Here is a 26,460-nt window from a genome sequence, read left to right on the forward strand (position 1 = left end):
TATTAACTTCTATGATTTCTTCATCAACTGCTGTTGCCAAGCCCAGGAGCTGCCCAAACTGTCTTCCAATGATAAGGAAGTTTTGAAGCCTAGTTCCTGCGTGGCCTTGGTTACATCGGCATAAATCGCCGGCACATCACCCGCGCGGCGTGGTCCTATTTTGTAGTTGAATTTTTGGCCCGTGGCAGTTTCAAAAGCTTTGATCACTTCCAGAACACTGCTGCCTTGACCGGTACCAATGTTGAATACTTCGTAAGGTAAGGCATCTGGTTTCTCCAGACGTTTGATGGCAGCAAGGTGAGCCTTAGCCAAATCTACGACGTGCACATAATCGCGGATATTACTTCCATCTGGGGTGTCGTAGTCTGTTCCAAACACAGTTAGACTTTCCCGAATACCGGCAGCCGTTTGGGTGATGAAGGGTACCAAGTTACTTGGGATACCCAAAGGCAACTCCCCAATCAGAGCTGACTCATGCGCTCCTACCGGATTGAAGTACCGAAGCGCAATAGACTTCACGGAATAGCTTCCGCTATTGGCTACATCCTGCAGAATCTCCTCATCAATCTTCTTGGTATTGCCGTAAGGCGAGTTCGCTTTCTGCGTAGGGGTTTGCTCAGTTACCGGAAGGCTTTCGGGAACTCCGTACACGGTGCAGGAAGAAGAAAAAACGAGCTGGGTTACTTTGCTCGCTTCCATCACCTGCAGAAGCGTCACCAATCCTGCCACGTTGTTGTGGTAGTACTTTAAAGGCTCTTTCACCGACTCTCCTACCGCCTTATAGGCCGCGAAGTGGATAACCCCGGCGATGTCACTTTCTTTTGAGAAAACTTCCTGTAACGCAGCGGCATCGGTGCAGTCTACTTTGTAGCAGGTTACTTCCTTGCCCAAAATCTGAGCTAGTCCTTCCAGCACCCGTTCCTCAGAATTGCTGAAATTATCAACGATGATGGGTGTATAACCAGCCTGTGCCAGTTCTACCACGGTGTGGGAGCCAATATAGCCTGCTCCGCCGGTGACAAGAATTTTACTCATAGTACGTGTTTATAAGCTCCAGTAAGGCAATGTATTGATTTTTCCGCGATAAATACCTTTCAAGTCTATGACAATAGGATTATCGGCAGAGATGGCTTTGAAGTAGTTTTCATCATGACCTAAGTAATCTTTGTGGTTCACGGCTACTACTACGGCATCATAGTCGTTGCTTGGCTCAGAAGTTAAGGCGAAACCGTACTCATGCTCCAGTTCATCAGAAGATGCATAGGGATCCACCACGTCTACCTGCACCCCGAAGCTTTTCAGTTCGTTGATCACATCGGCCACTTTGGAGTTACGGATGTCTTCCACATTTTCTTTGAAGGTTGCTCCCATCACTAGTACTTTGGCCTTAGAGATAGCTTTTCCTTCTTTGATCATCATCTTGATGGCTTTGCTGGCCACATACGCGCCCATACCGTCATTGATGGTACGGCCGCTCAGGATAATTTTGGAATCGTAACCCAACGCTTTGGCTTTATAGGTCAGGTAGTAAGGGTCCACGCCGATGCAGTGACCGCCTACTAAGCCAGGGAAGAATTTCAGGAAGTTCCATTTGGTGCCGGAGGCCTCCAACACTTCATAGGTGTTGATGTTCATCCTGTCAAAGATGATGGACAACTCGTTCATCAAAGCGATGTTCACGTCACGCTGCGTGTTCTCGATGATTTTGGCAGCCTCGGCCACTTTGATGGAAGAAGCGCGGTGCACACCGGCCTGAATCACCAGTTCGTAAACTTTAGCAATAATATCTAGAGATTCTTCATCGCAGCCAGATACCACTTTCACGATCTTAGTAAGCGTGTGCTCTTTGTCGCCCGGGTTGATGCGCTCTGGGGAGTAACCCACTTTAAAATCGGTGTGGAATTTAAGACCAGATTCGCGCTCCAATACCGGAATACAGTCTTCTTCAGTACAGCCCGGGTACACGGTTGACTCATACACCACGAAATCACCTTTTTTCAGAACCTTACCCACGGTGGTAGAGGCTCCAAGCAAAGGCTTCAGGTCTGGCAAAGCGTAAGCATCAATAGGGGTAGGAACCGCTACAATAAAGAAACGGGCCTCTCTAAGTACTTCAAGGTCGTTGGTGAAGGTGATGTCACACCCTTCAAACGCAGAAGCCTCCAGCTCACCGCTAGGGTCCACGTTGTTTTTCATCAACTCAACCCGCTGAGCATTGATGTCAAACCCGATAACACTGATTTGTTTGGCGAACTCCAGGGCAATGGGAAGTCCTACATATCCTAATCCGATGACTGCTAATTTGGCTTCTTTGTTGAGGAGTTGCTGGTACACAGTTAATCTATTTGAATGGATGATTTAGTTACTTGATTATTCTCTAAAACGTATTTCTCACCTGTTTCTGGGCAGATGGCTTCGTTTTGGTCATCAAAGGCCAGTTTATGTCCGGCTTCGCTTACCCAGCCATGCTGTTTGGAAGGATTCCCGTACACCAACGCGTAAGGAGGCACATCTTTGGTGACCACGGCTCCGGCACCAATAAGGGCATAGGCTCCAATGGTATGACCGCACACCACGGTAGCATTGGCCCCGATGCTCGCTCCTTTTTGCACAATAGTCTTCAGGTATTCGCCCCGACGGTTAATGGCGCTCCGGGGATTGAGCACGTTGGTAAACACCATAGAAGGGCCCAGGAAAACATCATCCTCGCACACCACCCCGGTGTAAACCGATACGTTATTTTGGATTTTGACATTCTCCCCCAGAATGACGCCGGGGGAAATCACCACATTCTGCCCAATATTACAGCGTTTGCCTATGACACAATCAGACATGATATGTGAGAAATGCCAGATCTTGGTCCCTTCTCCAATGCGGCAACCTTCGTCAATGACAGCGGTTTCATGAGCGGTGTACGCGGAAGCAGGTTGGTTCATAGGTACTGGGCTTGTTTAAAGAGCCGAGCTCTTTACGGATAACCTTCTTATCTGGATATCATTTTTTCAGCCGCAAAGGTAGGGCTTTTTATAATAATTTCCTGTAAGGTGGTTATATTCATGATGCTTCAAAGGAAATCAACGCCAAACCGCCACCAATATCCTGTCTTTGCCCCGCAGATCTTCATACACTTGCACGTTTTCATACCCCATTTCCTGCAACATCTCCAGGGTTTCCTTTGAAAAGCGTTCATTGATCTCAAAGAACAACTTCCCGCCTCTCTTAAGGAACTGCTGCGCCACCAAGGCTATTCGGCGGTAAAAAAGCAAAGGATCATGGTTAGGGACAAATAGGGCTAGGTGCGGCTCAAAGTCCAGCACGTTCTGGCGCATCTGGGTTTTCTCGTCTTCCAGCACGTACGGCGGATTACTGATCACCGCATCTAAACTTCCCATCTCTATGGCTGGAAGCTCACGCAGGATATCGTATTGGAGCCAAGTTACCCGCTGCTGGAGCTTTTCTGCATTCAGCTTTGCCACAGCCAAGGCCTCAATAGAAACATCCAGTCCCCAGACTTCCGCAGAAGGCAACTCCGCCGCCAAAGTAATAGGGATACACCCGCTGCCTGTGCCGATGTCCAACAATTTAACTCCTTGTTGGTGCTGATAGGTTTTAATGACGCGTTGTACCAGCTCTTCCGTCTCCGGACGGGGAATCAGGACAGAGGGGGTCACTACAAACTCACGTCCATAAAAGGAGGCTTCGCCTAACACATACTGCAGGGGCTCATGCCGGAGCAGTCGTTCCTGATATCCTTGCACCTTTTTCTCAAGCACAGTTGAGGCTTCTTCCCGCCGTCGCTGTAGCAACTCAAATCTCCCCACCCCTAAGGCATGCTCCAGGACCCAGTCAGCTATGGTGCGTGCTTCAGGCTTTTCATAAAAGGCCTCCAGTTGGCGGGCTAGGTTCTCCAGTAAGGCTTCAATGGTCTGCATAAAGTCGGTTTTGGGCAATTTCTGAAAAAACACCCGATATTCGGGCAAAGAATAAACCAGAACGCGTACATGCACAAGATGAGCAGAGATGAGAAGTACATGCAACGGGCTCTGGACCTGGCTGCCCTTGGTACCAGTTGGGCCCGCCCTAACCCCATTGTGGGTTGCGTGGTGGTCCATGAAAACAAGATCATTGGGGAAGGGTGGCACCAGAGATACGGAGGGCCGCATGCCGAGGTGAATGCCCTCAACAGTGTTCAGGATAAAAGCTTGCTTCCCCATTGCCAGGTATATGTGACGTTGGAGCCCTGCTCCCACTACGGCAAAACTCCGCCCTGCGCCGATTTCCTGATCCAGCACGGGGTACGGGACGTGGTCATCTGCAACACTGACCCCAACCCTTTGGTGTCTGGTCGGGGCATCCGGAAACTAACGGAGGCAGGCTGCAAAGTTCACATCGGGGTATTGAAGGAAGAAGGCCTTGAGTTGAACCGTCGTTTTTTCACTTTCCAGATCAGGAAACGGCCCTATTTGGTGTTAAAATGGGCGGAATCAGCGGATGGGTTTATTGCCCTGCCCAACTATCAAGCCACCCAGATCTCAGGCTCCTTGGCGAAACAACTTGTCCATAAATGGCGCACCGAGGAACAGGCCATTCTGGTGGGCACTCGCACGGCACTCCACGATAACCCCCAACTGAATACCCGCCACTGGCCCGGTCCGGCTCCGCTAAGAATCGCCATCGACAAACACCTGAACATTCCGGCTACCCATCACTTGCTAGACGATTCTCAGCCCACCTTGGTGTACACTTACCAAGAGAAACAAGCCACCATCCAGACCACGTTTGCCATCCTTTCGCCCGATGAAGACTTTTTACCCCAGATGCTGACCGACCTTTACCAACGGAATGTACAGTCGGTGCTGGTGGAAGGGGGAACGTTGTTGCTGGAGGCGTTTCTTCAGGCTAACCTTTGGGACGAAATCAGGGTCCTGAAAAGTCCGAAAAAGCTGGGAGAGGGCGTTAAAGCTCCCCAACTTCCGGCTTTGCCTTTTTCCTCCCGAATGAAGGTAGGCGACGACGAACTTACGGTTTATCGAAACCAGCACCAGTTCCTTTAGCAGACTTCTTTCTTTGAGCCTGTTTTCTCGAAAAGGGCCCTGAAACAAAAAGCAACCCACCTAGCTGCCTTGGTATACCAGAGGACAGTTGCTCCAGGAAACTTGGGAGGCTACCTTTGCCGTTCAAGAACAAGCTGTGCTTCCCAGAACAACAGCACATCAGCACATTTACAAATCAGCACATTCCCCATGGCCGAAGACTTATTTATTGACAAGACCCTCTCTAAAGAAGAGAAATACAAAGCCCTGCTTCCGCAGATAGAAGCCCTGGTAGCGCCGGAAACCGATTTGATCGCCAATCTTTCCAATGTGATGGCGGCTCTGAAAGAAGGGTTCAACTTTTTCTGGGTGGGCGCTTACCTGGTGAAAGAAAACCAACTGGTACTGGGGCCTTTCCAGGGACCGGTGGCCTGCACGCGTATCCCGTTCCACAAAGGCGTTTGCGGTGCCTGTTATACCCGCCGCGAAACCATTCTGGTACCAGACGTGGAAGCGTTCCCGGGGCACATCGCCTGCAGCAGCGCATCGAAATCCGAGATTGTGGTGCCGGTGATCAAAGATGGCGAAGTGAAAATGGTATTGGACGTGGACAGCGACCGCCTGGATGATTTCGACGAAGTGGATCAGAAATACCTGGAGCAATTGATGAAAATGGCCGAGAACTGGTTCTAAGCTAGCTTCAAGTATCGCGTATGAAGTAGCAAGACTTCTTGAATCAGCGATTTGGGCCTGATTTCTAGAAAACACCCCTAAACTAAAATGAAGAAGCCTCATCTTTCCCAGATGAGGCTTCTTCATTTTATATAAATCTGAATCTCAGAAAACGTCTTGATAGGTAATACCAACTTACCCGAAGAACGAGCCCGAACTGCTGGTTTTCAATTGGGCGATGACGGTCTGCCCGCCTTTGGTTTTCTGACCCAGTTCTACTTTCACCTCGGTGTCTACCGGAACAAAGATGTCTACCCGTGAGCCGAATTTGATGAACCCAAACTCCTCGCCCTGGTTTACTTCATCACCCTCGGTCACATACCACACAATTCGGCGCGCCATGGCACCAGCGATCTGCCGGAACAACACCTCGGGACCAGCAAGAGACTCCACTACTACCGTGGTGCGCTCGTTTTTGGTGCTTGATTTTGGGTGCCAGGCCACAAAGTAGTTTCCGGGGTGGTATTTGAAATACTTCACGATTCCGGAAACCGGGTTACGCGTGATGTGCACGTTGATGGGCGACATGAAGATGGAAATCTGCTTGCGCACATCGTTGAAGTACTCCGGTTCCTCCACGTTCTCAATCACCACTACTTTGCCATCGGCGGGGGCTACCACCAGGTCCTCGTGCAGAAGCAGGTTCCGGTACGGGCTCCGGAAAAACTGCAGAATGAGCAGGAAAACGATAAACGAAACGCCGGAGAAGATTCTATTGAACGTCAGGTGCTCGCTGTTGAAATAGTAAAGCAGCATGTTTACAATCAGCAATCCTAACAGGGTAAAAAACAGAATCTTTCGTCCTTCTTTATGAATTTTCATCAGATACGCGTTGGGCTCAACAACAAAAATATAAAAAAAACCGCCTCCTGTCTAGAAAAAAGACGGAAGGCGGCAAGAATAGATGAATTTCAATCCTTTCTCAGGGTGTCTTGCTTAGAAGCCGCCCCGGAATTTATAGGTCTGCGCGACCTTGTCAATGGCCACAATGTAGGCGGCAATACGCATGGGAACGTTGTATTTCTGAGACGTAGCGTACACTTTGTTGAAGGCCTCAGTCATGATCCGGTCAGAGCGTTCGGTCACCATGTCCAGGCTCCACTTGTAGCCCAAACGGTTCTGCACCCACTCAAAGTAAGACACGGTCACCCCGCCGGAGTTGGCCAAAATATCAGGCACTACCATGATGCCTTTCTCATTGATGATCTTATCGGCGTTAGCCGAGGTTGGGCCGTTGGCGCCTTCCACGATCAGTTTAGCCTGGATTTGGTGCGCGTTGCGGGCGGTGATCACGTCTTCTACGGCAGCCGGCACTAATAAATCCACCGCTGAGGTCAACAGCTCATCGTTGCTGATGGGCTCTGCGCCCCCGTAACCTTCCAGACGACCGTTATGCGCGTTCTTATAGGCAATGGCTTCCTCAATGTTGATGCCGCCTTCGTTCCAGTAAGCGCCGCTCACGTCGCTTACGCCCAGGATTTTCACCCCACGCTCAGCCAACAGTTTCGCTGCCCAGGAACCTACGTTCCCGAAGCCCTGCACGGCAGCGGTAGATTGGGTTGGGTTCATGCCCAGTTTCTCCATCGCGGCCATCGCCGATACCATCACACCGCGGCCGGTCGCTTCTACGCGGCCCAAAGAACCGCCCAGTACCAACGGCTTACCTGTTACCACGGAGTTCACGGTCATGCCTTTGGTTTTGGAGTATTCGTCCATCAACCAGGCCATCTCGCGCGGACCGGTACCCATATCCGGGGCCGGAATATCCTGGTCAGGACCAAAAGTATCGATCAAAGCCACGGTATAGGCGCGGGTCAAGCGCTCCAGCTCACCGGCGGACATGGCAGTAGGATCACACACGATTCCGCCTTTGGCTCCGCCGTACGGAATGTCTACTACGGCACACTTCCAGGTCATCCAGGCAGCCAGGGCTTTCACCTCATCCAGGAAAACGCCTTTGTCATACCGGATACCACCTTTAGAAGGGCCTAATATATTAGAGTGCACCACCCGGAAGCCTTCAAATACGCGCACACTGCCATCATCCATGGTCACGGGTAAATTCACAATTACCTGACGGGTAGGCGATTTCAGAACTTCATAGGTATCGTCATCCAAACCCAGCACTTCCGCCGCAATGTTGAAACGGGACATCATGGACTCAAAAGGATTCTCTTTGTCCTTGATAGGTGCTGGTTCTTTATAAGCCATCTTACTGTTATATGCTGCCATAAATTATTAATTTGCTAATCAGGGGAAAATATCAGGCCCCAAAATTACCAATTTTGCAAAACAATACTAATGTTGGCGCTTTTATTAATAGGTTATTTTACTTCACCAATTCTAAAAAAGCCACTAAAAAGGGTACCACCAGAATCAGGCTATCGAACCGATCCAGGATGCCGCCGTGCCCAGGAATGAGGGTCCCAGAGTCTTTCACGTCCAGGCTTCTTTTGAGCATGGATTCCACTAAGTCGCCCAAAACCCCGAACACAGAAACCAATACGGCCACGCCTACCCAGTGCTCCAGTTCCAGGTCATGGAAGTACAGGGACAATATCCATGCCACACCCAAAGACAAAAGCACGCCGCCAACCCAGCCCTCCCAGGTTTTGCCGGGCGAAATACGCGGAAATAATTTATTTTTCCCAAAGGTTTTACCCGCCGCATAGGCTCCTGTGTCTGAGGACCAGATCAGGAACATAACACCCAGAATAATCTGCCAGCTGTATCTGTCTGGCAGAAAAGCCAGTACGTGCAACAGCGTAAACGGAGCCGCGATGTAGAAAACACCCACCAGTGTGAGGGCCACATTGGTAAAGGGCTGCTCTTTTTTGCGGTACAGCTCGGCCACCAAGGCCAGCAGCATCACGGGCGGCAGCAGGAAAAGCCAGTCACTGGAGACATCGCCGCGCTCCACGGCAAAGCCCAACCCGTACAAACCAATGCCCAGCAAGGCACCGATCACCCGATTGGGCTGAAACCCTCTGAAAGAAAGTAAACGGTAAAATTCCAGCAGCCCTAGGATGGTGAGCGCCAGAAACAGCACGAAAAACGTCCACTCGTTCAGGTAAATGGCCCCTATGAAAACAGCACCACCGATGGCTCCGGCCAGCACGCGCTGCTGCAGATTACTCATTTGTTTTTTCTCTTTTTCCATTTACAAGGATTAAGCAACACCAGGGCGCAAGGGAGAACCCGCCTGCGGCTTTAGGGCTGATTTCTGAAAACAAGGTTAGAAACGGGGCTCTTCCTCTACGGCGGCAGAAGGTAATCTACGGAAGGCCGCGTACAGGCTGTATAGGATACCGGCACTCAGCACCACCGAAAACAGCGACAAAGGCAGGTTCTCGGGCTCGGTAGACTCCACGTTGATGGCCACGGCATTGCGCTGCGCCAAGAACATCATGAGCACCATGAAGCCGTTGTTGATGAAGTGCCCCAGGATAGGCACCCAGATATTACCAGACCACCAGTACAGGTACCCAAACAACACCCCTAGCAGAATGCGCGGCACCACCCCATAGAACTGCATGTGAATAATTCCGAAGACGATGGCCGCCACCCAGATGCCTAGGTGCGGGTTACGCCACCAGCGCTGCAATTCCCGCTGCACAATGCCTCTAAAGGCCAACTCCTCGCCAATGGCGGGCAGCACGGCAAATACCACCAGCCCCAGGATCAACTGCGGAATAGTGCTGATTTTAGTCAACTCCAGGGTAAGCTCGCGCAGTTCATCTTCTTTGGCTTTGGCCCAGCGCTCAAACGCCTCCAGAAAAGACGGGAAATCGATGTTCGCGTTCCAATGCACTACCCAGGAAGCCGCCGGCATGATCACCAACAGCAGCAAGGCACTAGCCAGCATCAAATAGAAAGGAACCGCCAACCTGGGCGAAAGGAAATCATACGGCCGATGGGCATTGAACCGAAGAAAGGCAAGAGAAGCGATGGTGAAGCCTACCAAATGCACCACGCCCTGAAACAGCACCAACGCGCTGCGGCTCTCAGGATAGTCACTGGGCCGGGACAGCATCTGGGAAATCTCCATCAGCCCGAAACCCCACAGGACTTTCACCAACACCATGGCCAGGAAATTCCCGATGAACAGGCCCGCCACCACAAACCCCGTGAACAACAAAAGTGACTTAAACGGATGCAGCGTAGGTGAGATGAAACCTTTCATATAGGCGGTGTGGTTTTAATGAGGTAAATTTACGCGAAATATTTAAACTCAATCACGTGGTAAAAATCGGTCAGATAGAGCTACCGGACTTCCCGCTGCTGTTGGCGCCTATGGAAGACGTCAGCGACCCACCCTTCCGGGCAGTGTGCAAGGCCAACGGCGCCGACTTAATGTATACGGAGTTCATCTCCTCTGAAGGCCTCATACGGGATGCCGCCAAAAGTCGCCAGAAATTGGACATCTTTGACTACGAGCAGCCCATCGGGATCCAGATCTTCGGTTCTGATATTGACTCCATGCGCGAGTCGGCGGTGATCTCGGCGCAGGTAGGCCCCGATTTAATTGACATCAACTACGGTTGCCCGGTGAAAAACGTGGCCTGCAAAGGTGCCGGCGCGGCCTTGCTGCGCGATATCCCTAAGATGGTGGCCATGACCTCGGCCATTGTACAGGCGGTAGAGCCGTTTGGTTTACCGGTAACCGTGAAAACCCGTCTGGGCTGGGACGATTCCACCAAAAACGTAGAAGAAGTAGCTGAACGCTTGCAGGACATCGGGATCAAAGCCTTGACTGTGCACGGCCGCACCCGCGTACAGATGTACAAAGGCGAGGCCGACTGGACCCTGATCCGGAAAATCAAAGAGAACCCACGCATCCAAATCCCTATTTTCGGGAACGGTGACATTGACACTCCGGAGAAAGCCGTGGAGTACAAAAATAAATACGGCGTGGATGGGGTTATGATTGGCCGCGCCTCAATCGGGTATCCATGGATTTTCCGGGAGGTGAAGCACTACATGCAGACCGGCGAGCTGCTGGCCCCGCCTACTATTCAGGAGCGCATTGACATGTGCAAAATGCACTTCGATAAAGGTCTGGAGTGGAAAGGCCCGCGCCTGGGCATCTTTGAGATGCGCCGCCATTACGCCAACTACTTCAGAGGTTTGCCTAATGTGAAAGGCTACCGAACCCGCCTGGTGCAGACCGAAGACCCGCAGGAAATCTACGCCATTCTGGACGAGATTGCTAATTCTATGGAGTACGCGGAGGCGTAAGCTCTAAATTATAAACCGAAGAAGCGTTTCAGGGCTGATTTACGAAAATCGGCCCCGAAAAGCTTTTCTTTTTCTTCCCTACTAAACAGGCTTGATCTGACGCCTTGGAGAAGCGAGGCGCTTAAGGCCTATTTTTAGCAAACTAGGCTCCAAACCCTTTGATATCTTTTCTGCATCTACTTACTAGTAAGCAGCAAATAGTATCTTTGCCCTTCCATTTTCGCCCAGCCGCCGTGTCTACCCAAACTACCTCCCCCGCCGTTGCCCATTCCACCACCTCTACCCCCACTTTGGCGTGGGTGATCTTGATTGGCCTGGCGCTCATTTGGGGCACCTCGTTTATCTTGATCAAGAAAGGGCTGGAAGTTTTTTCCTCCGATGAATTAGGTGCCATCCGGATTACCATCGCCACGCTGGCTTTGCTGCCTTTTGCCTTAAAGGGGTTGAAAGCGCCCAAGCCTCATCAATGGAAGTTCCTTTTACTGAGCGGATTGATTGGCAACCTGATTCCGGCGTTTCTGTTCGCTTACGCCGAGACGCAGCTGGCGAGCGGCTTAGCGGGCGTCCTGAATTCCCTTACGGCGCTGTTCACGCTCATCATCGGGGCGATTTTCTTTCAGCAGAAGATCACGCTTTTGCGGGTGCTGGGTATCCTGATTGGGATTGTGGGCACGGCTGTCTTGATTTTCATGGGGAGCGCGCAGGAAAGCTCGTCCAACTCTTTTTATGGCTTGTACGTGGTGTTGGCCACGGTACTGTACGGCGGAAGTTTGAACATCATCAAACACTGTTTGGCGGGCATCAAGCCGCTGACCATGGCTAGTCTGGCGTTGCTTACCGTTGGCCCTATTGCATTTGCTTATCTCTGCACCACCCCGGCGCTGGAAAAGATGGCCACGCAACCTGCCGCTTGGGAAGCGTTGGGGTACATTACGTTATTGGCCGTGTTCAGTACGGCCATTGGGTTGGTATTCTATAATAAGCTCATCCACATGACCAACACGCTGTTTGCCAGCACCTCTACCTACCTCATGCCCATTGTGGCGTTGATCTGGGGCGTTGCCGATGGCGAAACCATCCACCTGATGCACTACGTGGGCATGGCCGTCATTCTGGGCGGAGTGCTGTTGGTGAATCGGGCGAAATAAAGGAACGGGAACTAGCGGTCGGCGCGGGATTTGAGGAGCCAGGCCACGGCATCTTGCTCTGCCGTAAAGACGGCCATTTTGGTGAGGTCACTATACTTATCCAGAAGTTCCAGCCCCACATTGTCGCGGATGTAGGCATAATGGGTGGGGGTTACCAGATTGGCGTAATAGCTGGGATAGTTCAACTCCTCCTCTAGAAGCGGGAAGAACGTCTGCAGTAACCAGGCTTCGTCTTCTGCAGACACCTGCCCCCGGCTGCGTAAATCAAACATGTAATAGGCGGTTCTTACCTCTTTGGCTAAATCAAGGGCGTGCAGGTATCCTTGCCGAAGCTGTACAGAATCTGGGTCCCGAAACCACCGCAGGAACAGGATATCCAAATCTTTCCGGTACGTCAGGTGCAGATTGCTCTCTAATATCTCTCTCTCAACCACGGCCTAAGCTTTAAACAGGCAAGCGCACAGTTCTGCCAGCCCCAAGTATAAGCAAGATACCACCTATCGGGTTATAAAGAAAAATAATTTAAACCTTTTTATGCTTCCCACGTACGGCTTTCCGCAAAATACCTGCGGCAGAAGCTATACCACAGGCACACGGGTGGCCAACTTACTGTGTTTGAAGCTGTACCCAAAGTAAATAGCCAACCCGATCAACAACCAAATAGAAAACAGCAACCAGTTGTTCACGCCTAGTTGGGTCATGAGGTACAGGTTGGTCAGGAGCCCCAGCACCGGCAACAGCGAGAGATTTTTCCGGAACGAAACCCAGGCCATCAGCACGCAGGAAATCAGGAACACCAACATAGGAATCTGGTGGCGAAACTCCTCGTAACCGCCTTTCCAGGCCACGGCACTCCAGAACGCATCAATGGCCTCGCGGTTATACACCAACACCAAACCGCCAATCACGGCCAGAATCAACGGCACCAGGAATTTCCCGTTCAGGTAAGGCACCTTGAAACGCGCATCGGAAGTACCCTGCGGATCGATCATCAGGATACCACCACACACCAGGGCGAAGGCGAAGAGCGTCCCGATACTGGTAAGGTCAATTACCAAATCCATGTTCAGCAGCAAGGCCGGAACGCCCACAAAGAGACCGGTCACGATAGTAGAGAAAGAAGGGGTTCTGAAGCGAGGGTGTACTTTAGAGAAAACCGGAGGCAGCAAACCATCGCGCGACATGGTCATCCAGATGCGTGGTTGCCCGATCTGGAACACCAGCAACACCGAGGCCATCGCAAAAATGGCACTCACCGCCACTACACCGGCCAACCAGTCTACGCCTACTTTCGTGAAAACGTACGCTAAAGGATCGCCCACGGCCAGTTCTTTGTAAGACACCATGCCGGTAAGCACCAGCGTAATGATCACATATAACACGGTACAGATGATGAGCGCGTAAATCATAGCCCGGGGCAAATCTCGTTGTGGATTCTTGCATTCCTCGGCAGTGGTACTGATGGCATCAAACCCGATATAAGCGAAGAACACCGCTGACACGCCTTTCAACACGCCCCCGATGCCGTTAGGAGCAAAAGGACTCCAGTTAGCCGGACTCACGTAGAAAACGCCTACCGCTATCACCACCAACACCACAGCCATTTTCAACAGCACCAGCAGGTTAGACGCGTTTTTAGACTCTTTTATACCAATGTACACCAAAGTAGTGATGACAGCATTGATCATAAACGCGGGCAGGTCAATCACCAGTTTCCCGCCCAGAAAATCTGGGGCGGCCCGCCACGTGTTGTATGCCTCCAATTGCACCGGATCTGCAGCCGTGAGCGGTTGCCCGGCCTGCAAAAGCGCCATCACCTCATTGTAGCCTTTGTGTGCGCTTTGGGTACCCATGGTGAGCCACACCGGAATATCCATCCCGATGCCGCTCATAAGCCCGGTAAAATAATCGCTCCAGGAGATGGCCACCACAATGTTGCCCACCGTGTATTCCATAATAAGGGCCCAGCCAATAATCCAGGCCGCCAGTTCCCCAAACGAGGTGTACGCATACGTGTACGCCGATCCGCTCACCGGAATGGTGGCCGCAAACTGTGCGTAACACAACGCTGAGAACGCACAGGCAATGGCCGTAAAGACAAACAGCATGGATACCGCCGGGCCTCCCTCGTAACTCGCGTTCCCAATGGTACTAAAGATACCCGCGCCAATGATGGCCGCAATCCCCAGGGAAGTCAAGTCTCTGACGGTAAGATTACGTTCCAAACCTTCTTCTACCGCTCCAGGGTGGACGGCGACATCGGCAGGTGGGGTATGCAAAACAGCGGATAAACTCTTGCGGCGGAAAAGACTTTTAAAGCTCACAGGTTCTATTTGGTGTAGAAATTCAGGGTAAAAGTTAAGGAAAATATTCTGAAAGCGGCGAAACTCCCTATATTTAGACAAACCATCGAGCCATGCCAACCCGCCGCCTCACCGTCTCCGTGCCCCAGCCCTGCCACCAGAATTGGCAGGCCATGACTCCTCAGAACCAGGGCCGTTTTTGCCAAAGTTGCTCTAAAACAGTGATGGATTTCACCGCGATGTCAGATGCCGAAGTGGTGGATTGGCTGGAACAAAAGAAAGGCAATACTTGCGGACGGTTTAGCCAAAAACAGCTAGAAAGAGAGCTGGTTTCTGTTTCTGCCTCCAGAAACCGATGGACTTGGAAGACAATGACATTGGCCTTAGCCGTCTGGCTCAGTTCGAAGTCCGTGGAGGCAGAAGCTTCTAATTCTACGCCGATCTCAGTTACAACCCAAGAACAGGAAGAAGCCCAAAAAGAATTTTCAACACAAGATAGCCTCTTAACTCTCAAAGGAAGGGTTTTGGATGCCAAGGAGCAAATCTCTTTGCCAGGAGTAACCATACAAATCAAAGGCACTACTATTGTTACCTTAACAGATGCAGATGGCTATTTTTCGCTTCGGGTTCCCGCAAATTTGCCTCACGAAAATCCAGCATTGATTTTCTCTTTTATAGGCTATGTGCCTCAGGAGAGGAACTTGGATAAGCTGCTTAAAGCTCCAGATGAACCTGTTCTACTGAACTTAGATGCCCAAGCCTTGGGAGAAAGTGTGATAGTGGGTGGCTATCACGCTAAATGGTACTCGCCCCGAAGCATGTTCTACAAACTCCGGACCCTCTTCCGGAATTAAGTTTTTAGCCTCTTTTCCCGAAAACAGCCTCTAAATGCCTTATCGGTTCAACACCACCCGGAATGTAGTGCCTTTCCCAACCTCAGAGGACTTCACAAACAAGCGGCCCTGGTGGTAGTTTTCGATAATCCGCTTGGCAAGAGCCAGGCCTAAACCCCAGCCGCGTTTCTTGGTGGTGTAACCGGGCACGAACACCTCTTCCTGCTTGGTCTTCGGAATGCCTTTCCCCGTATCCTGAATATCCAGCGCGATAGCATCCTTTATATTGGCTTTCACTAGTCGAAGCGTGATGCTGCCTTTGCCCTCCATGGCGTCTACAGCGTTTTTGCAGATGTTCTCAATCACCCACTCAAACAGCGGAATGTTGACTTTGGCCGTGGTCTCGGGCGGAAACTCAGATTCTATAGAGAAAGCCACTTTGTTGGAGACGCGGTTGCGCAGATACCCTATGGCATTTTCCAGCACCCGTTGCAGCGGCTCGTCTTTGAGCACCGGCACCGACCCGATATTGGAGAAACGCTCGGTGATAATTTCCAGGCGGCGTACATCCTTGCCCAGCTCCTCTATAATAGGCTCGTTCTCAAACCTCGGGCTACCTTTCAGGTACTCGTACCAGGCCATCAATGAAGACAATGGCGTGCCCAACTGGTGCGCGGTTTCCTTGGCCAGACCCACCCAAACGCGGTTCTGCTCGGCTTTGCGCGAGTAACTGAAGGCGTAGTAGGCAATGACAGAGAGACAGGCAATGACCGTGAGCTGCACATATGGATAATACCGCAACTGCGTGAGCAACTCAGAATCTTTGTAGAAAATGTAGTTCTTGAACTCCTGCTGATAAGACACCACAATAGGCTTGTGCTGCGCTTTCATCTTGGCTATTTCGCGCTGTAGAAGCCTTTTTTTCCGGTTTTCGGAAATCTTTTCGGGAATATCTAGGTTCTTATAGGCGATGACGTTCTCCTTTTCATCGGTCTGGATCACTGGCACCGAGCGGTTCGCGTCAATAATCTCTTCCTGAATGAACACCAGGTTGTCTGAGTCAATCTCGGCGTTGATCATGTAGCGCAAACCTTTGGCGTACAAGTCAATCAATTGTTGCTCACGTTCAGAGAGTTTAGCTACCAGTAGGTTGGTGTAAATAACCGTAGCGGCACCTATAAAAAGGGCAACCGCGATAATCAGGAGCTTTAACCTAGATTTCTTGGAATAAATGGAGGTCGGGATCATGTACAAAGGCAACGCTAGAAGAGATACGCCCGTCTAGTGATTGTGTTCTCTCTAAACGAAGATAGCAGCAGAAGCGTCTGTTCTGCGCAATTTGTAATGAGTATAAATAAAAGAAAGATACAAAAGTAATTCATTATTAAAAGATCGCGCCGTAATTTTGCATGCTATTCTAAAACTGCCGTATGCTTCACAATTTTAGAGCCGTCAGTCTTTCACATAAAAAAGCTCCCTTAGACATAAGAGAGCTTATCGCCTTGGATGAGGGGTCGTGCCGACAGTTCCTGCAAACGCTCAAAAATTTCATTCAGGCAACTGACATTTTAGTGCTATCCACGTGCAACCGCACCGAGGTCTATTATACCTCTGACGATGACTACAGCCACGAGATCGTGAAGCTGCTGGGCATCAGCAAGGGTATTTCCGATATTTCCCAGTACCTGGATTATTTCACCATCGTAAACGAGCACGCTGATGCCGTGCAGCACCTGTTCAACGTGGCCATGGGCCTTGACGCGCAGGTGGTGGGCGATATGCAGATCTCCAATCAGGTAAAACAAGCCTACCAGTGGAGTGTGGACAACGAGGCTGCCGGACCGTTCCTGCACCGCCTACTGCACACCATCTTCTTCACCAACAAGCGCGTAGTACAGGAGACCTCGTTCCGTGACGGAGCCGCCTCCACGTCTTACGCTGCCCTGGAACTGGTAGAAAGCCTCACCGCCGATATCGCCAACCCTAAAGTATTGGTGGTAGGCTTAGGCGAGATTGGGGCTGATGTTTGCCGTCACCTCTCAGATTCCAACTTCCAGAACGTAAAGATCTCTAACCGCACCAAAGCCAAAGCCGAGCTCCTGGCCGAGGAATGCAAACTGGAAGTAGTGCCGTTCGAGAACCTGGTGGAAGCCATGAAAGAGGCCGATGTCATCATCTCCTCCGTGGCCCGCGACGAGCCGTTCTTCACCAAAGAAATGGTGAGCCGCCTGAATGTATTGACCTACAAGTTCTTCATTGACCTGAGCGTACCGCGCAGCGTAGAACCGCAGGTAGAGCAGATTCCGGGCGTGCTGGTGTATAACATCGATACCATCCAGAACAAAGCCTCCGAGGCCCTGCAGCGCCGTCTGGACTCCGTGCCTCAGGTAAAGCAGATCATCAAGGAGTCAATCGCAGGTTTCCAGGACTGGACAAAGGAGATGAACGTTTCCCCAACCATCCAGAAACTGAAGAATGCACTGGAAACCATCCGTCAGGAGGAAATGGCCCGCTACATGAAAAAGCTTTCCGCTGAGGAAGCCAAGCACATGGACGAGGTCACCAAATCCATGATGCAGAAAATCATCAAACTGCCGGTACTGCAGCTCAAGGCCGCCTGCAAACGCGGCGAAGCAGAAACCCTTATTGACGTGCTCACCGACCTCTTCGACCTGGAGAAACAATCGGCTGAAAGCCACGTTTAGCGCCTGTTTTCATAAAATCACCCCTAAAATCGGGACGTTCCTCCAAAGAGCGTCCCGATTTTTTTGTGGATGCCCTAAACCGCTGGGAGTTAATGTTGCAGGTGCTTGCAGGGGCAATCCTCTGTGGTTGCCCTATGCTGTGGCAAAAGTAAAGGGCGACCTCAAGGGATTGCCCCTACATTCGTTTCCCGACTGTCTTACTTGCCATTGTTGGTGTTATCACCAACAATCCAGATGGTTCCACCAAAGCACAAAAGGCAAACACCAAAAATCACCACACCCTCGGTTCAAGCCTGTTTTCCTGAAAAGAAGGCTAAAACAGAAAACCTGACCATCTACGCTTTATCTTGGCGTCATGAAAAAGCTCTTCGTCCTCTGCTTTGCCTTCATTTCCCTTTCCGGATTTGCGCAAGTAAAATGGCAACCCTCCCCAGAACATCAGGCAGGGCTGCCGGCCTCGGTGAAAGTGTTCTTTACCGCAGATTCCCTGGACGGCAAACCGTTTAGAGCCTACTACCTGGAAGCAGACCTGAAAGACCCTAAACTGGAGATCCTGACCAGAATAGGCAACGGCAAGCGCTACACGCCCAAACAGTACTATGAGCAGGAAACCGGCAACGTGCTGGCCGTGGTGAACACTACCTTTTTCTCCTTCGCTGATAACAGCAACCTCAACCTGGTCATCAACAACGGCAAGGTTTTGGCCCCACAAGCGCCGGTCAGGCGCAAAAACCCGAACGGGCCGGATACGCTCACCTACTATCCCACCACCGGCGCCATCGGGTTCTTCCGGAACCGCACCGCCGATGTAGCTTGGGCCTACAACGTGGGCAAGAAGAAGAAAACCATGGAGTTAACTGCACCCTACGCCGTCAGAGCCAACGGCCAACCAAATCCGGCACCTTCCAGACGCACGGCCAGAAACATGAAACGCTGGAAACCACGGGTGGCAGTAGGTGGCGGCCCGGTTTTGGTGCAGGACGGCAAAGCACATATCACGGCAGAGGAAGAAATGCGCGGCGGTGCCAGTTTCATCGGGCCGAACCCGCGTACCGTCATGGGATACACCCCAGATCAGAAACTGATCATTTTAATGGTGGAAGGTCGCAACAAAGGCGTTGCCGAGGGTGCCAGCTTAGAGCAACTGGCCCGTTTGATGGTGGAATTAGGTTGCCGGGAGGCCTTGAACCTTGACGGAGGCGGCTCCAGCGCGCTGTACGTGAAAGGCAAAGACACCATCAAACCCTCAGACAAAGAAGGTCAACGGCCTGTACCGGCAGTGCTGGTGTTGAAGTATAAAGAGTAACCAATGGATACTAATTCGTTTTAAGGTTGATTTTCTAAAATCGACCTTAAAACTTCATGTCGAAGCGGCCCTCGCGCACTTTTACCTTATCGCCCACTGCATTTATCGCGTCAAACCAGAACGCACCCGCCACGATTCTCTTCTGGTGGTCCAACCTGGTGATGCGCAATTCGCCTTTGAGCGGCGAGGATACGCTGTACTCTTCCAGCCCGACTGGGGCCTTTTGGAAGTAATCCCCGAAGGCTTTGCCCTCGATGTAAGGAGTAGTCAGGGGGTACACTCCCCCCTCCATGATCTCCAGTGCGTAAGTGCCTAACGACACCATTGGCTTATTTTGGTCTTCCAAGTCTGAGGCGGACACTTTGAAAAACCAGCCTTTTACAGGGTTGTAGGACTGGAAGAGGTACATGTTGTAGCACTCGTAGGATTTATCGCTCCAAATACTGCCCCCCTTAGGCACATGTACCTTCCCATTCACCAAACAGCCGAAGGTGTTCAACCCTTGCCGGGTGGCCTCGGGGAGCCTTGGCCCGCCATCATCATCATCGGAGCAGGAAAAGACGAAGAAAAGCAGAAGGCAAGCGCTTCTTAGGCACCTTATAAAAACGAACGTACTGCGGAAGCAATCCATAGGAAAAGCAGCTATAAATCTGAGGTATAGTGTTGGATAGGAATAGTTAAGATAAGGAGACTTTAACAGGAACACTCTTCTACCAACAAAATCTTTGCAGTACACAGGTTTCGGCCTTTAGTGGGAATGCACAGCCATTTGCTTTACTTTTAATATAGTACCCGCCTAAAAAATAAAACCGTTTCTGGCCTACTTCCTTAGAAACAGGCTGGAAACGGTTCTGGGGGATACTTACTTGATGAGAGAGGGAAACTACTCCGAGGCAGGCAGAAACATTACAGGTCGCCGCAACACTCCTCCAGGCAGTCAATCACATCAATCAGCTTCGGGATGGATAGGGAATAATAGATTTTGGTGCCAACTTTGAAGGACGAGAGCACCCCCTTGTCTTTCAGCGTGATCAAATGCTGTGAAGCGATGGCCTGCGGCAGATCCAGGTACTGGTAAATCTCTGTCACAGTCATCTTGTCTTCCTTACCCAGAAGATCCACGATGGCCAGCCTTTTTGGGTGCGCCAACACCTTCAGCATAGACGCAGCCTTATCAATCTTCTTAGATTCCACTCTGGATAATAAACTTTTCATAAGGACACACAAAAATCAATACTACAATAGACGCGTCACCGCGCCTTTAAACCCGCCCTGCAACCCGCTTTGCTTCATACCTGAACATTACGTTACTTTAACGCATGGCGACTTACCATGTTATAGGTATTATGTCGGGTACTTCGTTAGACGGAGTTGACTTGGCTTATTGCAGATTTACGTATAATGATGACAATTGGATATATAAAATACTTAATACTGAAACAGTTCCATATTCAAATATTTGGGAACAGCGCCTGGTGGGCCTTACAGAGGTCACAGCCGCCGAAATAATTTCTACGGATCGGGCTTACGGGCACTATTTGGGCGAGTTAGTCAGTGCTTTTGTAGATCGTCACCAGCTGCAGGTAGACTTTGTGGCCTCGCACGGGCATACCGTTTTCCACCAGCCCCAGCAGCACCTCACCTTTCAGGTAGGAAGCGGCGCCTACCTGGCTGCCGCCGCCAGTCTGCCCGTCATCTGCGACTTCCGGACGCTGGACATCGCCCTGGGCGGACAAGGCGCGCCGCTCGTGCCCATCGGGGACCGGCTTTTGTTTTCTGAGTACGACTTCTGCCTCAACCTGGGCGGCATCTCCAACATCTCGCAGGAAGGCGAAGACCGCCGCGTGGCCTTTGATATCTCGTGCTGCAACATGCTCCTGAACCCCTTAGCCGAGCAACTGGGCCAACCTTATGACCGCAACGGCGACTTTGCCCGCTCCGGCCAGTTCCACCAAGCCCTTTTCGACCAACTCAACGAACCAGCCTATTTCACAGCCCCTTTCCCGAAATCCATCGGAAAAGAGTGGGCCGATGTGCATAGCCTGAAAACCCTGCAGGCTTTTAACGCTTCGGTTCAGGACAAATTGCACACCGCCTGCCACCACATGGCCTTCCAGATCGCGCAATCGGTGCAACGCTACACGCCCCAGAACCAGGGCAAACTGCTGCTTACCGGCGGTGGTGCCTTCAACTCCTTTTTGGTAGAGCAAATCAGGCAGTACTTAGGTCCCAATTTTGAGGTAGTAGTACCCAAGCCCGAATTAGTAAATTTTAAGGAAGCCCTCATCTTCGCTTTCCTGGGTGTATTGCGCTGGCGCCAGGAACCCAACTGCCTGCGCAGCGTCACCGGTGCCCATCATGACAACTGCGGCGGCGCCATTTACTGGAGCTGAATTTAGGGCCAGTTTTCTCGAAAGAAGGTCCTAAACACACTCCTGAGGCTCTCGCCTCACTGCTTTGCAAACTGCCGGTCATAGTAGGTCCAAGTCACAGACTTGAACCATGGAAAGGAGGGAAGGTTGAGGTTTTATTAAGTCTTTTAGCGCATTCCTGTTTCCAGTCTTTCGGGTGAGCGCCTAGGCAGGTTCCGGTGCCGACAGGCATTGCGACTGAAAGGAGCAAAGGAAGCTGGCACAGCGCGATGCCGGAAGGCGGGGCCTCGCGGCCGTGAGCGCTCGGAGCTCAGCTATGCAACAACACTGCTCATGCACCTACGCAAACTGCAGCCCTTCGCCAGCACAAGCCAACTGCATGCACAAGACAAACCAACCCTGCGCCTGTAAAAGTGTAACGGTATTGACACTTCTCTCACATCAACCGTAAGGACACTTCCCTCCCATCAACCTGAAACTTCAAATTCTCTAAAAACAAACAGCCGTTAACCTGTACCTTTGCACCCAAACAACAAAGAACCCCTTCTTGCTATGAAAGACCTCCTCGCCAAATTTGAGAACAAGCGCCCCGAAATCGTTTTTGAGTGGAAAGATGCTGAAACCGAGGCCGAAGGCTGGGTGGTCATCAATTCGTTGCGCGGCGGCGCGGCCGGAGGCGGAACGCGCATGCGCAAAGGCTTGGACAAACGCGAGGTAGAATCGCTGGCGAAAACCATGGAGGTGAAGTTCACGGTATCAGGCCCGGCCATTGGCGGCGCAAAGTCAGGAATCAACTTTGATCCGGCAGACCCAAGAAAGCAAGGCGTGTTGGAGCGTTGGTACCGGGCGGTGTACCCGTTGCTCAAGAATTATTACGGCACCGGCGGCGACCTGAACGTGGACGAGATTCATGAGGTGATTCCCATTACCGAGGAATACGGCCTGTGGCATCCGCAGGAGGGCATTGTGAACGGACACTTCAAGGCTACCGAGCCGCAGAAAATAAATAAGTTGGGCCAGTTGCGCCAAGGTGTGAGTAAAGTGCTGGAAGACGCACATTTTTCTCCTTCCCTGCCCCGCAAATACACCGTGGCCGATATGATCACGGGCTACGGCGTGGCCAAAGCGGTAGCCCATTACTATGAACTGTGGGGTGGCGGGCTGCAAGGCAAACGGGCAATTATACAGGGGTGGGGCAACGTGGGCGCGGCGGCGGCCTATTATCTGGCCTCGGAGGGCGTGAAAATTGTGGGCATTATTGACCGAGCCGGCGGACTGATCAACGAAGAGGGCTTCTCTGCCGAGGAAATCACTCAGCTTTTCCTTAACCGCGTGGGCAATGCCCTGCAGGCCGAGAACCTACTGTCTTTTGAGGAGGTGAATACCCGCGTCTGGGATTTGAAGTCCGAGATTTTTATTCCGGCGGCGGCTTCGCGGCTGGTATCTACCGAGCAGGTGGAGCGCATGCAACGGAACGGTCTGGAGGTGATTTCCAGCGGAGCCAACGTGCCGTTCAAAGATCCGGAGATTTTCTTCGGGGCTACCGGCGAGTTCGCCGATCAGCAGGTATCCGTCATTCCAGATTTTGTGGCCAACTGCGGCATGGCGCGCGTGTTTGCCTACTTGATGGAGCAGGATGTGGAAATCACGGATGAAGCCATCTTCACTGATATCGCCCGCACCATCAGGCTGGCGCTGGAGAAAGCTCACGTACGCAATCCGCAGAAAACCGAGATCGCCAAGACGTGCTTCGAAATTGCCTTAAGCCAGTTGTTGTAACTCAAAACTTAGTTTCGGGCCTGGTTTCAGAGAGATCAGCCGAAACGAGGGGCTGTATATTATAAAACATATCTGCCGTTTCGGGCCGGTTTTACAGAAACCAGGCTTGAAATGGCAGATGCGTTTTAAAGCGTTCCTTCCGGATAGGAAAATGTTGTCCAGATAAAGGTTAGCCCTGAGGAAAATTTTGTGCGGGGTTAATGCTTATTGCTTTTTGAACCCTACCTTCTCCAGCTTAGTTACATCGGCTTCCTGCACCCTTACTTTGAAGGTGCGGCCGGTGGGGCAATGGCAGGCGGCACAGGTGACCAGATCAGCGGGAGCCGGTGTGAGGGTGACCTCTAAAACGGTAAATCCCTGGTCCTGCACATACTTTTTCACGCAAACTTTCGTGTCTGGAGTTGTATTGCAGTACCCCCAGGGGTTGTTCCCGCACTGAAGTTCAGCGAAGGCGAGCCACTGACCACCGGTCTCGGCAGTTTGCTCCGCCTCCTGGGTGATATCGTTTTCGGGAATCTGGCAGGCGGTCACGCTGAGGAACAGCCCTAGGGCAAAAAGCTGGAATAAGATTTTTCGTTTCATAGATTTGCCATTCATTTCTTGTAAGACCCTTGTCTCCATGTATTGGTTGCAGGCAGCCAAACTTTTAACAGATGCAGAACCAGGTTTCAGATATTTTACGCTTTGTCTTTCTGGGAAATACGGTGCAGCAATACCTCATTTTCGTGGGGATCATGCTGTGCGGTTTCCTGTTCAAAACGGTGGCCTCGCGGCTGCTGTCTACCATCCTGTTCCGGGGAATCATCAAGCGCATCAACCAAGATGTGACCAAAGAGGAGTTCAAGCGGCTGCTGGTGACTCCGCTGGAGGTGCTTGCCTTTTTGGTGTTTCTCTACATCGCCTTTGACAACCTCAACTATCCGCCGGAACTGGGGTTGCCGGGGAAAGAAGAGCTGGGCCTCAAGCGCGTGCTGCAACGCATCTACAGCATTTTCCTGATCTGCTCGCTTACGTGGGTCATCTTGCGGCTGGTGGACTTCATCGGGATGATGTTTTCCAAAAGAGCCGCTAAAACGCTCTCCAAGCTAGATGACCAACTGGTGCCGTTCTTCGTGGATTTCACCAAGGTGATTCTCGTCATCATCGGGTTCTTCGTGATTTTGGGGGCGGTGTTTAAGGTGAACGTAGCCGGTTTGGTAGCTGGTCTGGGAGTAGGTGGTTTGGCCATCGCGTTTGCCGCGAAGGAAAGTTTGGAGAACCTATTGGCCTCTTTCACCATTTTCCTGGATCATCCGTTTGTGGTGGGCGACCTGGTGCAGGTGGGCGAGATAACCGGCACCGTGGAGAAAATCGGTTTTAGAAGTACCCGCATCCGGACGCTGGAGAAAAGCTACGTGACGCTGCCCAACAAAAGCATGATTGATAAACCACTGGACAACCTCACGCTGCGCACCTTCCGACGGGTAAAGTTTGACTTGATGCTTACTTACAACACCACCTCGGAACAACTGAAAGCCATTGTCACTGATATCCAAGCCTTGATAGATGCCTACCCACGCACAAACCAGGATGGCCGCGTGCGGTTCTTCAACCTAGGTCCTCACTCCAAAGAAATTATGGTGCTGTACTTCATCGACACCATTGACTACGACCAGTACATTGACGTGAAAGAGGAGATTAACTACCAGATTGTGGAGATTGTGGAAAAACACGGCGCCAAGTTCGCGTTACCAAGCCAGACCGTGTTCGTGAAGCAGGAAGAGTAGCTGATTTGAAGATGTGGAGATGAGTCTGATGACCGGCGGCTGAGGTAGGGGCAATCCCTTGGGGTTGCCCTTTCGCAAGTACCTCCTTACAGGGTAACGAGACTACATGGCCGGGTTATTCCGTAGCGACGTTACCCTGTAACGTCGTACACATTCTTTCTTGGCCCCACAATTATAGTATCATCCCCAACAAAGGCAACAGACATTTCTCTTCAGAAACATCATTTTGGGGTTCGCCCAATGTTAAAGCAAACTCCCTGTTTAGCGGCTGATTTTACAGAATTGGCCACTAAACAGGGAGTGCTTTGAGAATGGGATTACTGTTACCAGCCGGAGCCTCTTCGGCCGCCGCCCAGAATACCGCCTAGCAGGCTGCCTAAGCCTCCGCCGCCCATTCCGGAGCCATAGCCACGTCGGCCGCCTAAGCCGCCCAGAATGGAAGCCATGGAGCCCAGGCCACCCATGCGGCCACCGCCGTACATGCCGCCTCTGCCCATCATTCCGCCTCCCATTCCGCCGCCTAACAGGCCGCCCAGCAATCCGCCTAAGCCTCCGCCCATGCCCATGCCGCCACCCATCATTCCACCGCCGTAACCGCCGCCATATCCGCCCCGGCGTCGGTTCATCATGCCACTGATCACAATGGGAGCCAGAACGCCCAACATCCCGGTCACCATGCCCGTGGAAATGCCAGAATTCTTGAACATATCGCCAAAACCGCTTTTATTCAGGAACGATTGCGAAGTTGGGTCTTCGCCTTGTTGCTGGGCTTGGTTGGCTTTGTCCACAAACTGGTCCAGAATGCTGAACTGTTTCTGGTCAATGCCCAGGTATTTGCTTACCTCCGCAATACGCTGCTGTTCATCGGCGGTGTACTGCCCGTCAGACTTCGCGAAGCTGATAATATCGGTGATGAAAGAGAACCGCAGCGGGCTGCCTTTGAGCACATCCAGGCACCGTTGCAGACTTATTTGGGAAGGATTTTTAGCGATAGAGATAATTTCCTGCTGTAGGTTCTCGGGCAGTTCTGCCGCTTCGCTGGTGAGTTGCAGAAACTGAATTTCGTCTTCAGACACATGTCCGTCTGCCGAGGCAATGGTCGCCAATGCGCCCAGGTAAGCTCCTTTTTCCTGATCTGAGTAATCTTTCAAAAGAGTGGTGGTTTCTTCAGCCATAGTTTCAATGTGTTGGTGTAGAATTACACAAACGACACGGCTTAAAACGAGTTGGCGTTTAGGGCCGCTT

26 protein-coding genes are annotated in these 26,460 nt (G+C 51.6%); 11 read left to right on the forward strand and 15 right to left on the reverse strand.

What is annotated here, in order from left to right; translation table 11 throughout:
- Nucleotides 1-9: 9 nt before the first annotated feature.
- From galE to prmC, 4 genes are all read right to left on the reverse strand, one after another.
- Nucleotides 10-1,035, reverse strand: a complete 1,026-nt coding sequence (galE, locus tag EFB08_RS09905) for a UDP-glucose 4-epimerase GalE (protein ID WP_123126801.1) — start codon at nucleotides 1,033-1,035, stop codon at nucleotides 10-12.
- A 9-nt stretch (nucleotides 1,036-1,044) separates the two neighbouring features.
- Nucleotides 1,045-2,334 (reverse strand): nucleotide sugar dehydrogenase, encoded by a 1,290-nt coding sequence (locus tag EFB08_RS09910; protein ID WP_123126802.1) that lies wholly within the window; start codon nucleotides 2,332-2,334, stop codon nucleotides 1,045-1,047.
- 2 nt (nucleotides 2,335-2,336) lie between these two features.
- Nucleotides 2,337-2,936, reverse strand: a complete 600-nt coding sequence (locus EFB08_RS09915) for an acyltransferase (RefSeq protein ID WP_123126803.1) — start codon at nucleotides 2,934-2,936, stop codon at nucleotides 2,337-2,339.
- A gap of 138 nt (nucleotides 2,937-3,074) precedes the next feature.
- Nucleotides 3,075-3,932 (reverse strand): peptide chain release factor N(5)-glutamine methyltransferase, encoded by an 858-nt coding sequence (gene prmC, locus EFB08_RS09920; protein WP_123127042.1) that lies wholly within the window; start codon nucleotides 3,930-3,932, stop codon nucleotides 3,075-3,077.
- Nucleotides 3,933-4,001: 69 nt separating this feature from the next.
- Here prmC and ribD point away from each other — a divergent pair, with 69 nt between their 5' ends.
- Nucleotides 4,002-5,054 (forward strand): bifunctional diaminohydroxyphosphoribosylaminopyrimidine deaminase/5-amino-6-(5-phosphoribosylamino)uracil reductase RibD, encoded by a 1,053-nt coding sequence (ribD, locus tag EFB08_RS09925; RefSeq protein ID WP_227006286.1) that lies wholly within the window; start codon nucleotides 4,002-4,004, stop codon nucleotides 5,052-5,054.
- Nucleotides 5,055-5,243: 189 nt separating this feature from the next.
- Complete coding sequence (locus EFB08_RS09930) at nucleotides 5,244-5,726, forward strand: GAF domain-containing protein (RefSeq protein ID WP_123126804.1); 483 nt, start codon at nucleotides 5,244-5,246, stop codon at nucleotides 5,724-5,726.
- Nucleotides 5,727-5,900: 174 nt separating this feature from the next.
- On the opposite strand, the gene EFB08_RS09935 is transcribed toward EFB08_RS09930, so the two are convergent.
- The 4 genes from EFB08_RS09935 to EFB08_RS09950 all read right to left on the reverse strand — a co-directional run bounded on the left by EFB08_RS09935 (nucleotide 5,901) and on the right by EFB08_RS09950 (nucleotide 9,948).
- Complete coding sequence (locus tag EFB08_RS09935) at nucleotides 5,901-6,587, reverse strand: phosphatidylserine decarboxylase family protein (RefSeq protein WP_123126805.1); 687 nt, start codon at nucleotides 6,585-6,587, stop codon at nucleotides 5,901-5,903.
- A 114-nt stretch (nucleotides 6,588-6,701) separates the two neighbouring features.
- The gene (locus tag EFB08_RS09940; RefSeq protein WP_123126806.1) at nucleotides 6,702-7,976 is read right to left on the reverse strand and encodes a Glu/Leu/Phe/Val family dehydrogenase; all 1,275 of its coding nucleotides are present in this window, start codon (nucleotides 7,974-7,976) and stop codon (nucleotides 6,702-6,704) included.
- 118 nt (nucleotides 7,977-8,094) lie between these two features.
- Nucleotides 8,095-8,904, reverse strand: a complete 810-nt coding sequence (locus EFB08_RS09945; protein ID WP_227006287.1) for a phosphatidate cytidylyltransferase — start codon at nucleotides 8,902-8,904, stop codon at nucleotides 8,095-8,097.
- A 96-nt stretch (nucleotides 8,905-9,000) separates the two neighbouring features.
- On the reverse strand, nucleotides 9,001-9,948 hold the full coding sequence (locus tag EFB08_RS09950; protein WP_123126807.1) for a CPBP family intramembrane glutamic endopeptidase: 948 nt from the start codon (nucleotides 9,946-9,948) through the stop codon (nucleotides 9,001-9,003).
- A gap of 56 nt (nucleotides 9,949-10,004) precedes the next feature.
- On the opposite strand from EFB08_RS09950, the gene dusB reads away from it, so the two are divergent.
- Nucleotides 10,005-11,003, forward strand: coding sequence for a tRNA dihydrouridine synthase DusB (gene dusB, locus EFB08_RS09955; RefSeq protein ID WP_123126808.1), 999 nt, complete (start codon nucleotides 10,005-10,007; stop codon nucleotides 11,001-11,003).
- Between the two features lie 206 nt (nucleotides 11,004-11,209).
- A complete protein-coding gene (locus EFB08_RS09960; RefSeq protein WP_227006288.1) occupies nucleotides 11,210-12,151 on the forward strand; it encodes a DMT family transporter in 942 nt (313 codons plus the stop codon).
- 11 nt (nucleotides 12,152-12,162) lie between these two features.
- Here EFB08_RS09960 and EFB08_RS09965 read toward each other — a convergent pair whose 3' ends face one another.
- Both EFB08_RS09965 and EFB08_RS09970 read right to left on the reverse strand, forming a co-directional pair.
- Nucleotides 12,163-12,585 (reverse strand): hypothetical protein, encoded by a 423-nt coding sequence (locus tag EFB08_RS09965; RefSeq protein ID WP_123126809.1) that lies wholly within the window; start codon nucleotides 12,583-12,585, stop codon nucleotides 12,163-12,165.
- Nucleotides 12,586-12,729: 144 nt separating this feature from the next.
- Nucleotides 12,730-14,430, reverse strand: a complete 1,701-nt coding sequence (locus EFB08_RS09970) for an amino acid permease (protein WP_227006289.1) — start codon at nucleotides 14,428-14,430, stop codon at nucleotides 12,730-12,732.
- A gap of 248 nt (nucleotides 14,431-14,678) precedes the next feature.
- Between EFB08_RS09970 and EFB08_RS09975 the strand changes: the two genes are divergently transcribed.
- Complete coding sequence (locus tag EFB08_RS09975; RefSeq protein ID WP_165864849.1) at nucleotides 14,679-15,308, forward strand: carboxypeptidase-like regulatory domain-containing protein; 630 nt, start codon at nucleotides 14,679-14,681, stop codon at nucleotides 15,306-15,308.
- Between the two features lie 39 nt (nucleotides 15,309-15,347).
- Here the strand turns inward: EFB08_RS09975 and EFB08_RS09980 are convergent, their stop codons facing one another.
- Nucleotides 15,348-16,535: a sensor histidine kinase gene (locus EFB08_RS09980; RefSeq protein ID WP_123126812.1), complete on the reverse strand. Its 1,188-nt coding sequence runs from the start codon at nucleotides 16,533-16,535 to the stop codon at nucleotides 15,348-15,350.
- 182 nt (nucleotides 16,536-16,717) lie between these two features.
- Here EFB08_RS09980 and hemA point away from each other — a divergent pair, with 182 nt between their 5' ends.
- Nucleotides 16,718-17,992: a glutamyl-tRNA reductase gene (gene hemA / locus EFB08_RS09985; protein ID WP_123126813.1), complete on the forward strand. Its 1,275-nt coding sequence runs from the start codon at nucleotides 16,718-16,720 to the stop codon at nucleotides 17,990-17,992.
- Nucleotides 17,993-18,347: 355 nt separating this feature from the next.
- A complete protein-coding gene (locus EFB08_RS09990; protein WP_123126814.1) occupies nucleotides 18,348-19,298 on the forward strand; it encodes a phosphodiester glycosidase family protein in 951 nt (316 codons plus the stop codon).
- A gap of 46 nt (nucleotides 19,299-19,344) precedes the next feature.
- On the opposite strand, the gene EFB08_RS09995 is transcribed toward EFB08_RS09990, so the two are convergent.
- Nucleotides 19,345-19,707: a hypothetical protein gene (locus tag EFB08_RS09995; protein WP_125077701.1), complete on the reverse strand. Its 363-nt coding sequence runs from the start codon at nucleotides 19,705-19,707 to the stop codon at nucleotides 19,345-19,347.
- A 51-nt stretch (nucleotides 19,708-19,758) separates the two neighbouring features.
- On the opposite strand from EFB08_RS09995, the gene EFB08_RS23875 reads away from it, so the two are divergent.
- Nucleotides 19,759-19,890: a hypothetical protein gene (locus EFB08_RS23875; RefSeq protein WP_262707474.1), complete on the forward strand. Its 132-nt coding sequence runs from the start codon at nucleotides 19,759-19,761 to the stop codon at nucleotides 19,888-19,890.
- 314 nt (nucleotides 19,891-20,204) lie between these two features.
- Here the strand turns inward: EFB08_RS23875 and EFB08_RS10000 are convergent, their stop codons facing one another.
- Entirely contained in the window at nucleotides 20,205-20,513 is a 309-nt protein-coding gene (locus EFB08_RS10000; RefSeq protein WP_066830613.1) for an ArsR/SmtB family transcription factor, read from the reverse strand.
- Between the two features lie 104 nt (nucleotides 20,514-20,617).
- On the opposite strand from EFB08_RS10000, the gene EFB08_RS10005 reads away from it, so the two are divergent.
- Entirely contained in the window at nucleotides 20,618-21,691 is a 1,074-nt protein-coding gene (locus EFB08_RS10005; RefSeq protein ID WP_123126816.1) for an anhydro-N-acetylmuramic acid kinase, read from the forward strand.
- A 531-nt stretch (nucleotides 21,692-22,222) separates the two neighbouring features.
- A complete protein-coding gene (locus EFB08_RS10010) occupies nucleotides 22,223-23,449 on the forward strand; it encodes a Glu/Leu/Phe/Val dehydrogenase dimerization domain-containing protein (RefSeq protein WP_123127046.1) in 1,227 nt (408 codons plus the stop codon).
- Nucleotides 23,450-23,653: 204 nt separating this feature from the next.
- Here EFB08_RS10010 and EFB08_RS10015 read toward each other — a convergent pair whose 3' ends face one another.
- Nucleotides 23,654-24,031: a hypothetical protein gene (locus EFB08_RS10015; protein ID WP_125077702.1), complete on the reverse strand. Its 378-nt coding sequence runs from the start codon at nucleotides 24,029-24,031 to the stop codon at nucleotides 23,654-23,656.
- Nucleotides 24,032-24,102: 71 nt separating this feature from the next.
- Here EFB08_RS10015 and EFB08_RS10020 point away from each other — a divergent pair, with 71 nt between their 5' ends.
- On the forward strand, nucleotides 24,103-25,215 hold the full coding sequence (locus EFB08_RS10020) for a mechanosensitive ion channel family protein (protein WP_123126818.1): 1,113 nt from the start codon (nucleotides 24,103-24,105) through the stop codon (nucleotides 25,213-25,215).
- Nucleotides 25,216-25,538: 323 nt separating this feature from the next.
- Here EFB08_RS10020 and EFB08_RS10025 read toward each other — a convergent pair whose 3' ends face one another.
- The gene (locus EFB08_RS10025; RefSeq protein ID WP_123126819.1) at nucleotides 25,539-26,390 is read right to left on the reverse strand and encodes a tellurite resistance TerB family protein; all 852 of its coding nucleotides are present in this window, start codon (nucleotides 26,388-26,390) and stop codon (nucleotides 25,539-25,541) included.
- Nucleotides 26,391-26,460: the final 70 nt, after the last annotated feature.

Source organism: Rufibacter latericius, assembly GCF_003721515.1.
GTDB lineage: Bacteria > Bacteroidota > Bacteroidia > Cytophagales > Hymenobacteraceae > Nibribacter > Nibribacter latericius.

Coding starts and splice junctions, on each gene's coding strand:
- galE (WP_123126801.1), bottom strand. CDS start 1,035: ATGAGTAAAATTCTTGTCACCGGCGGAGCAGGCTATATTGGCTCCCAC.
- EFB08_RS09915 (WP_123126803.1), bottom strand. CDS start 2,936: ATGAACCAACCTGCTTCCGCGTACACCGCTCATGAAACCGCTGTCATT.
- prmC (WP_123127042.1), bottom strand. CDS start 3,932: ATGCAGACCATTGAAGCCTTACTGGAGAACCTAGCCCGCCAACTGGAG.
- ribD (WP_227006286.1), top strand. CDS start 4,002: ATGCACAAGATGAGCAGAGATGAGAAGTACATGCAACGGGCTCTGGAC.
- EFB08_RS09930 (WP_123126804.1), top strand. CDS start 5,244: ATGGCCGAAGACTTATTTATTGACAAGACCCTCTCTAAAGAAGAGAAA.
- EFB08_RS09935 (WP_123126805.1), bottom strand. CDS start 6,587: ATGAAAATTCATAAAGAAGGACGAAAGATTCTGTTTTTTACCCTGTTA.
- EFB08_RS09940 (WP_123126806.1), bottom strand. CDS start 7,976: ATGGCTTATAAAGAACCAGCACCTATCAAGGACAAAGAGAATCCTTTT.
- EFB08_RS09945 (WP_227006287.1), bottom strand. CDS start 8,904: ATGAGTAATCTGCAGCAGCGCGTGCTGGCCGGAGCCATCGGTGGTGCT.
- EFB08_RS09950 (WP_123126807.1), bottom strand. CDS start 9,948: ATGAAAGGTTTCATCTCACCTACGCTGCATCCGTTTAAGTCACTTTTG.
- EFB08_RS09975 (WP_165864849.1), top strand. CDS start 14,679: ATGGATTTCACCGCGATGTCAGATGCCGAAGTGGTGGATTGGCTGGAA.
- EFB08_RS09980 (WP_123126812.1), bottom strand. CDS start 16,535: ATGATCCCGACCTCCATTTATTCCAAGAAATCTAGGTTAAAGCTCCTG.
- hemA (WP_123126813.1), top strand. CDS start 16,718: ATGCTTCACAATTTTAGAGCCGTCAGTCTTTCACATAAAAAAGCTCCC.
- EFB08_RS09990 (WP_123126814.1), top strand. CDS start 18,348: ATGAAAAAGCTCTTCGTCCTCTGCTTTGCCTTCATTTCCCTTTCCGGA.
- EFB08_RS09995 (WP_125077701.1), bottom strand. CDS start 19,707: ATGTACCTCTTCCAGTCCTACAACCCTGTAAAAGGCTGGTTTTTCAAA.
- EFB08_RS23875 (WP_262707474.1), top strand. CDS start 19,759: ATGTACCTTCCCATTCACCAAACAGCCGAAGGTGTTCAACCCTTGCCG.
- EFB08_RS10000 (WP_066830613.1), bottom strand. CDS start 20,513: ATGAAAAGTTTATTATCCAGAGTGGAATCTAAGAAGATTGATAAGGCT.
- EFB08_RS10005 (WP_123126816.1), top strand. CDS start 20,618: ATGGCGACTTACCATGTTATAGGTATTATGTCGGGTACTTCGTTAGAC.
- EFB08_RS10010 (WP_123127046.1), top strand. CDS start 22,223: ATGAAAGACCTCCTCGCCAAATTTGAGAACAAGCGCCCCGAAATCGTT.
- EFB08_RS10015 (WP_125077702.1), bottom strand. CDS start 24,031: ATGAAACGAAAAATCTTATTCCAGCTTTTTGCCCTAGGGCTGTTCCTC.
- EFB08_RS10020 (WP_123126818.1), top strand. CDS start 24,103: ATGCAGAACCAGGTTTCAGATATTTTACGCTTTGTCTTTCTGGGAAAT.
- EFB08_RS10025 (WP_123126819.1), bottom strand. CDS start 26,390: ATGGCTGAAGAAACCACCACTCTTTTGAAAGATTACTCAGATCAGGAA.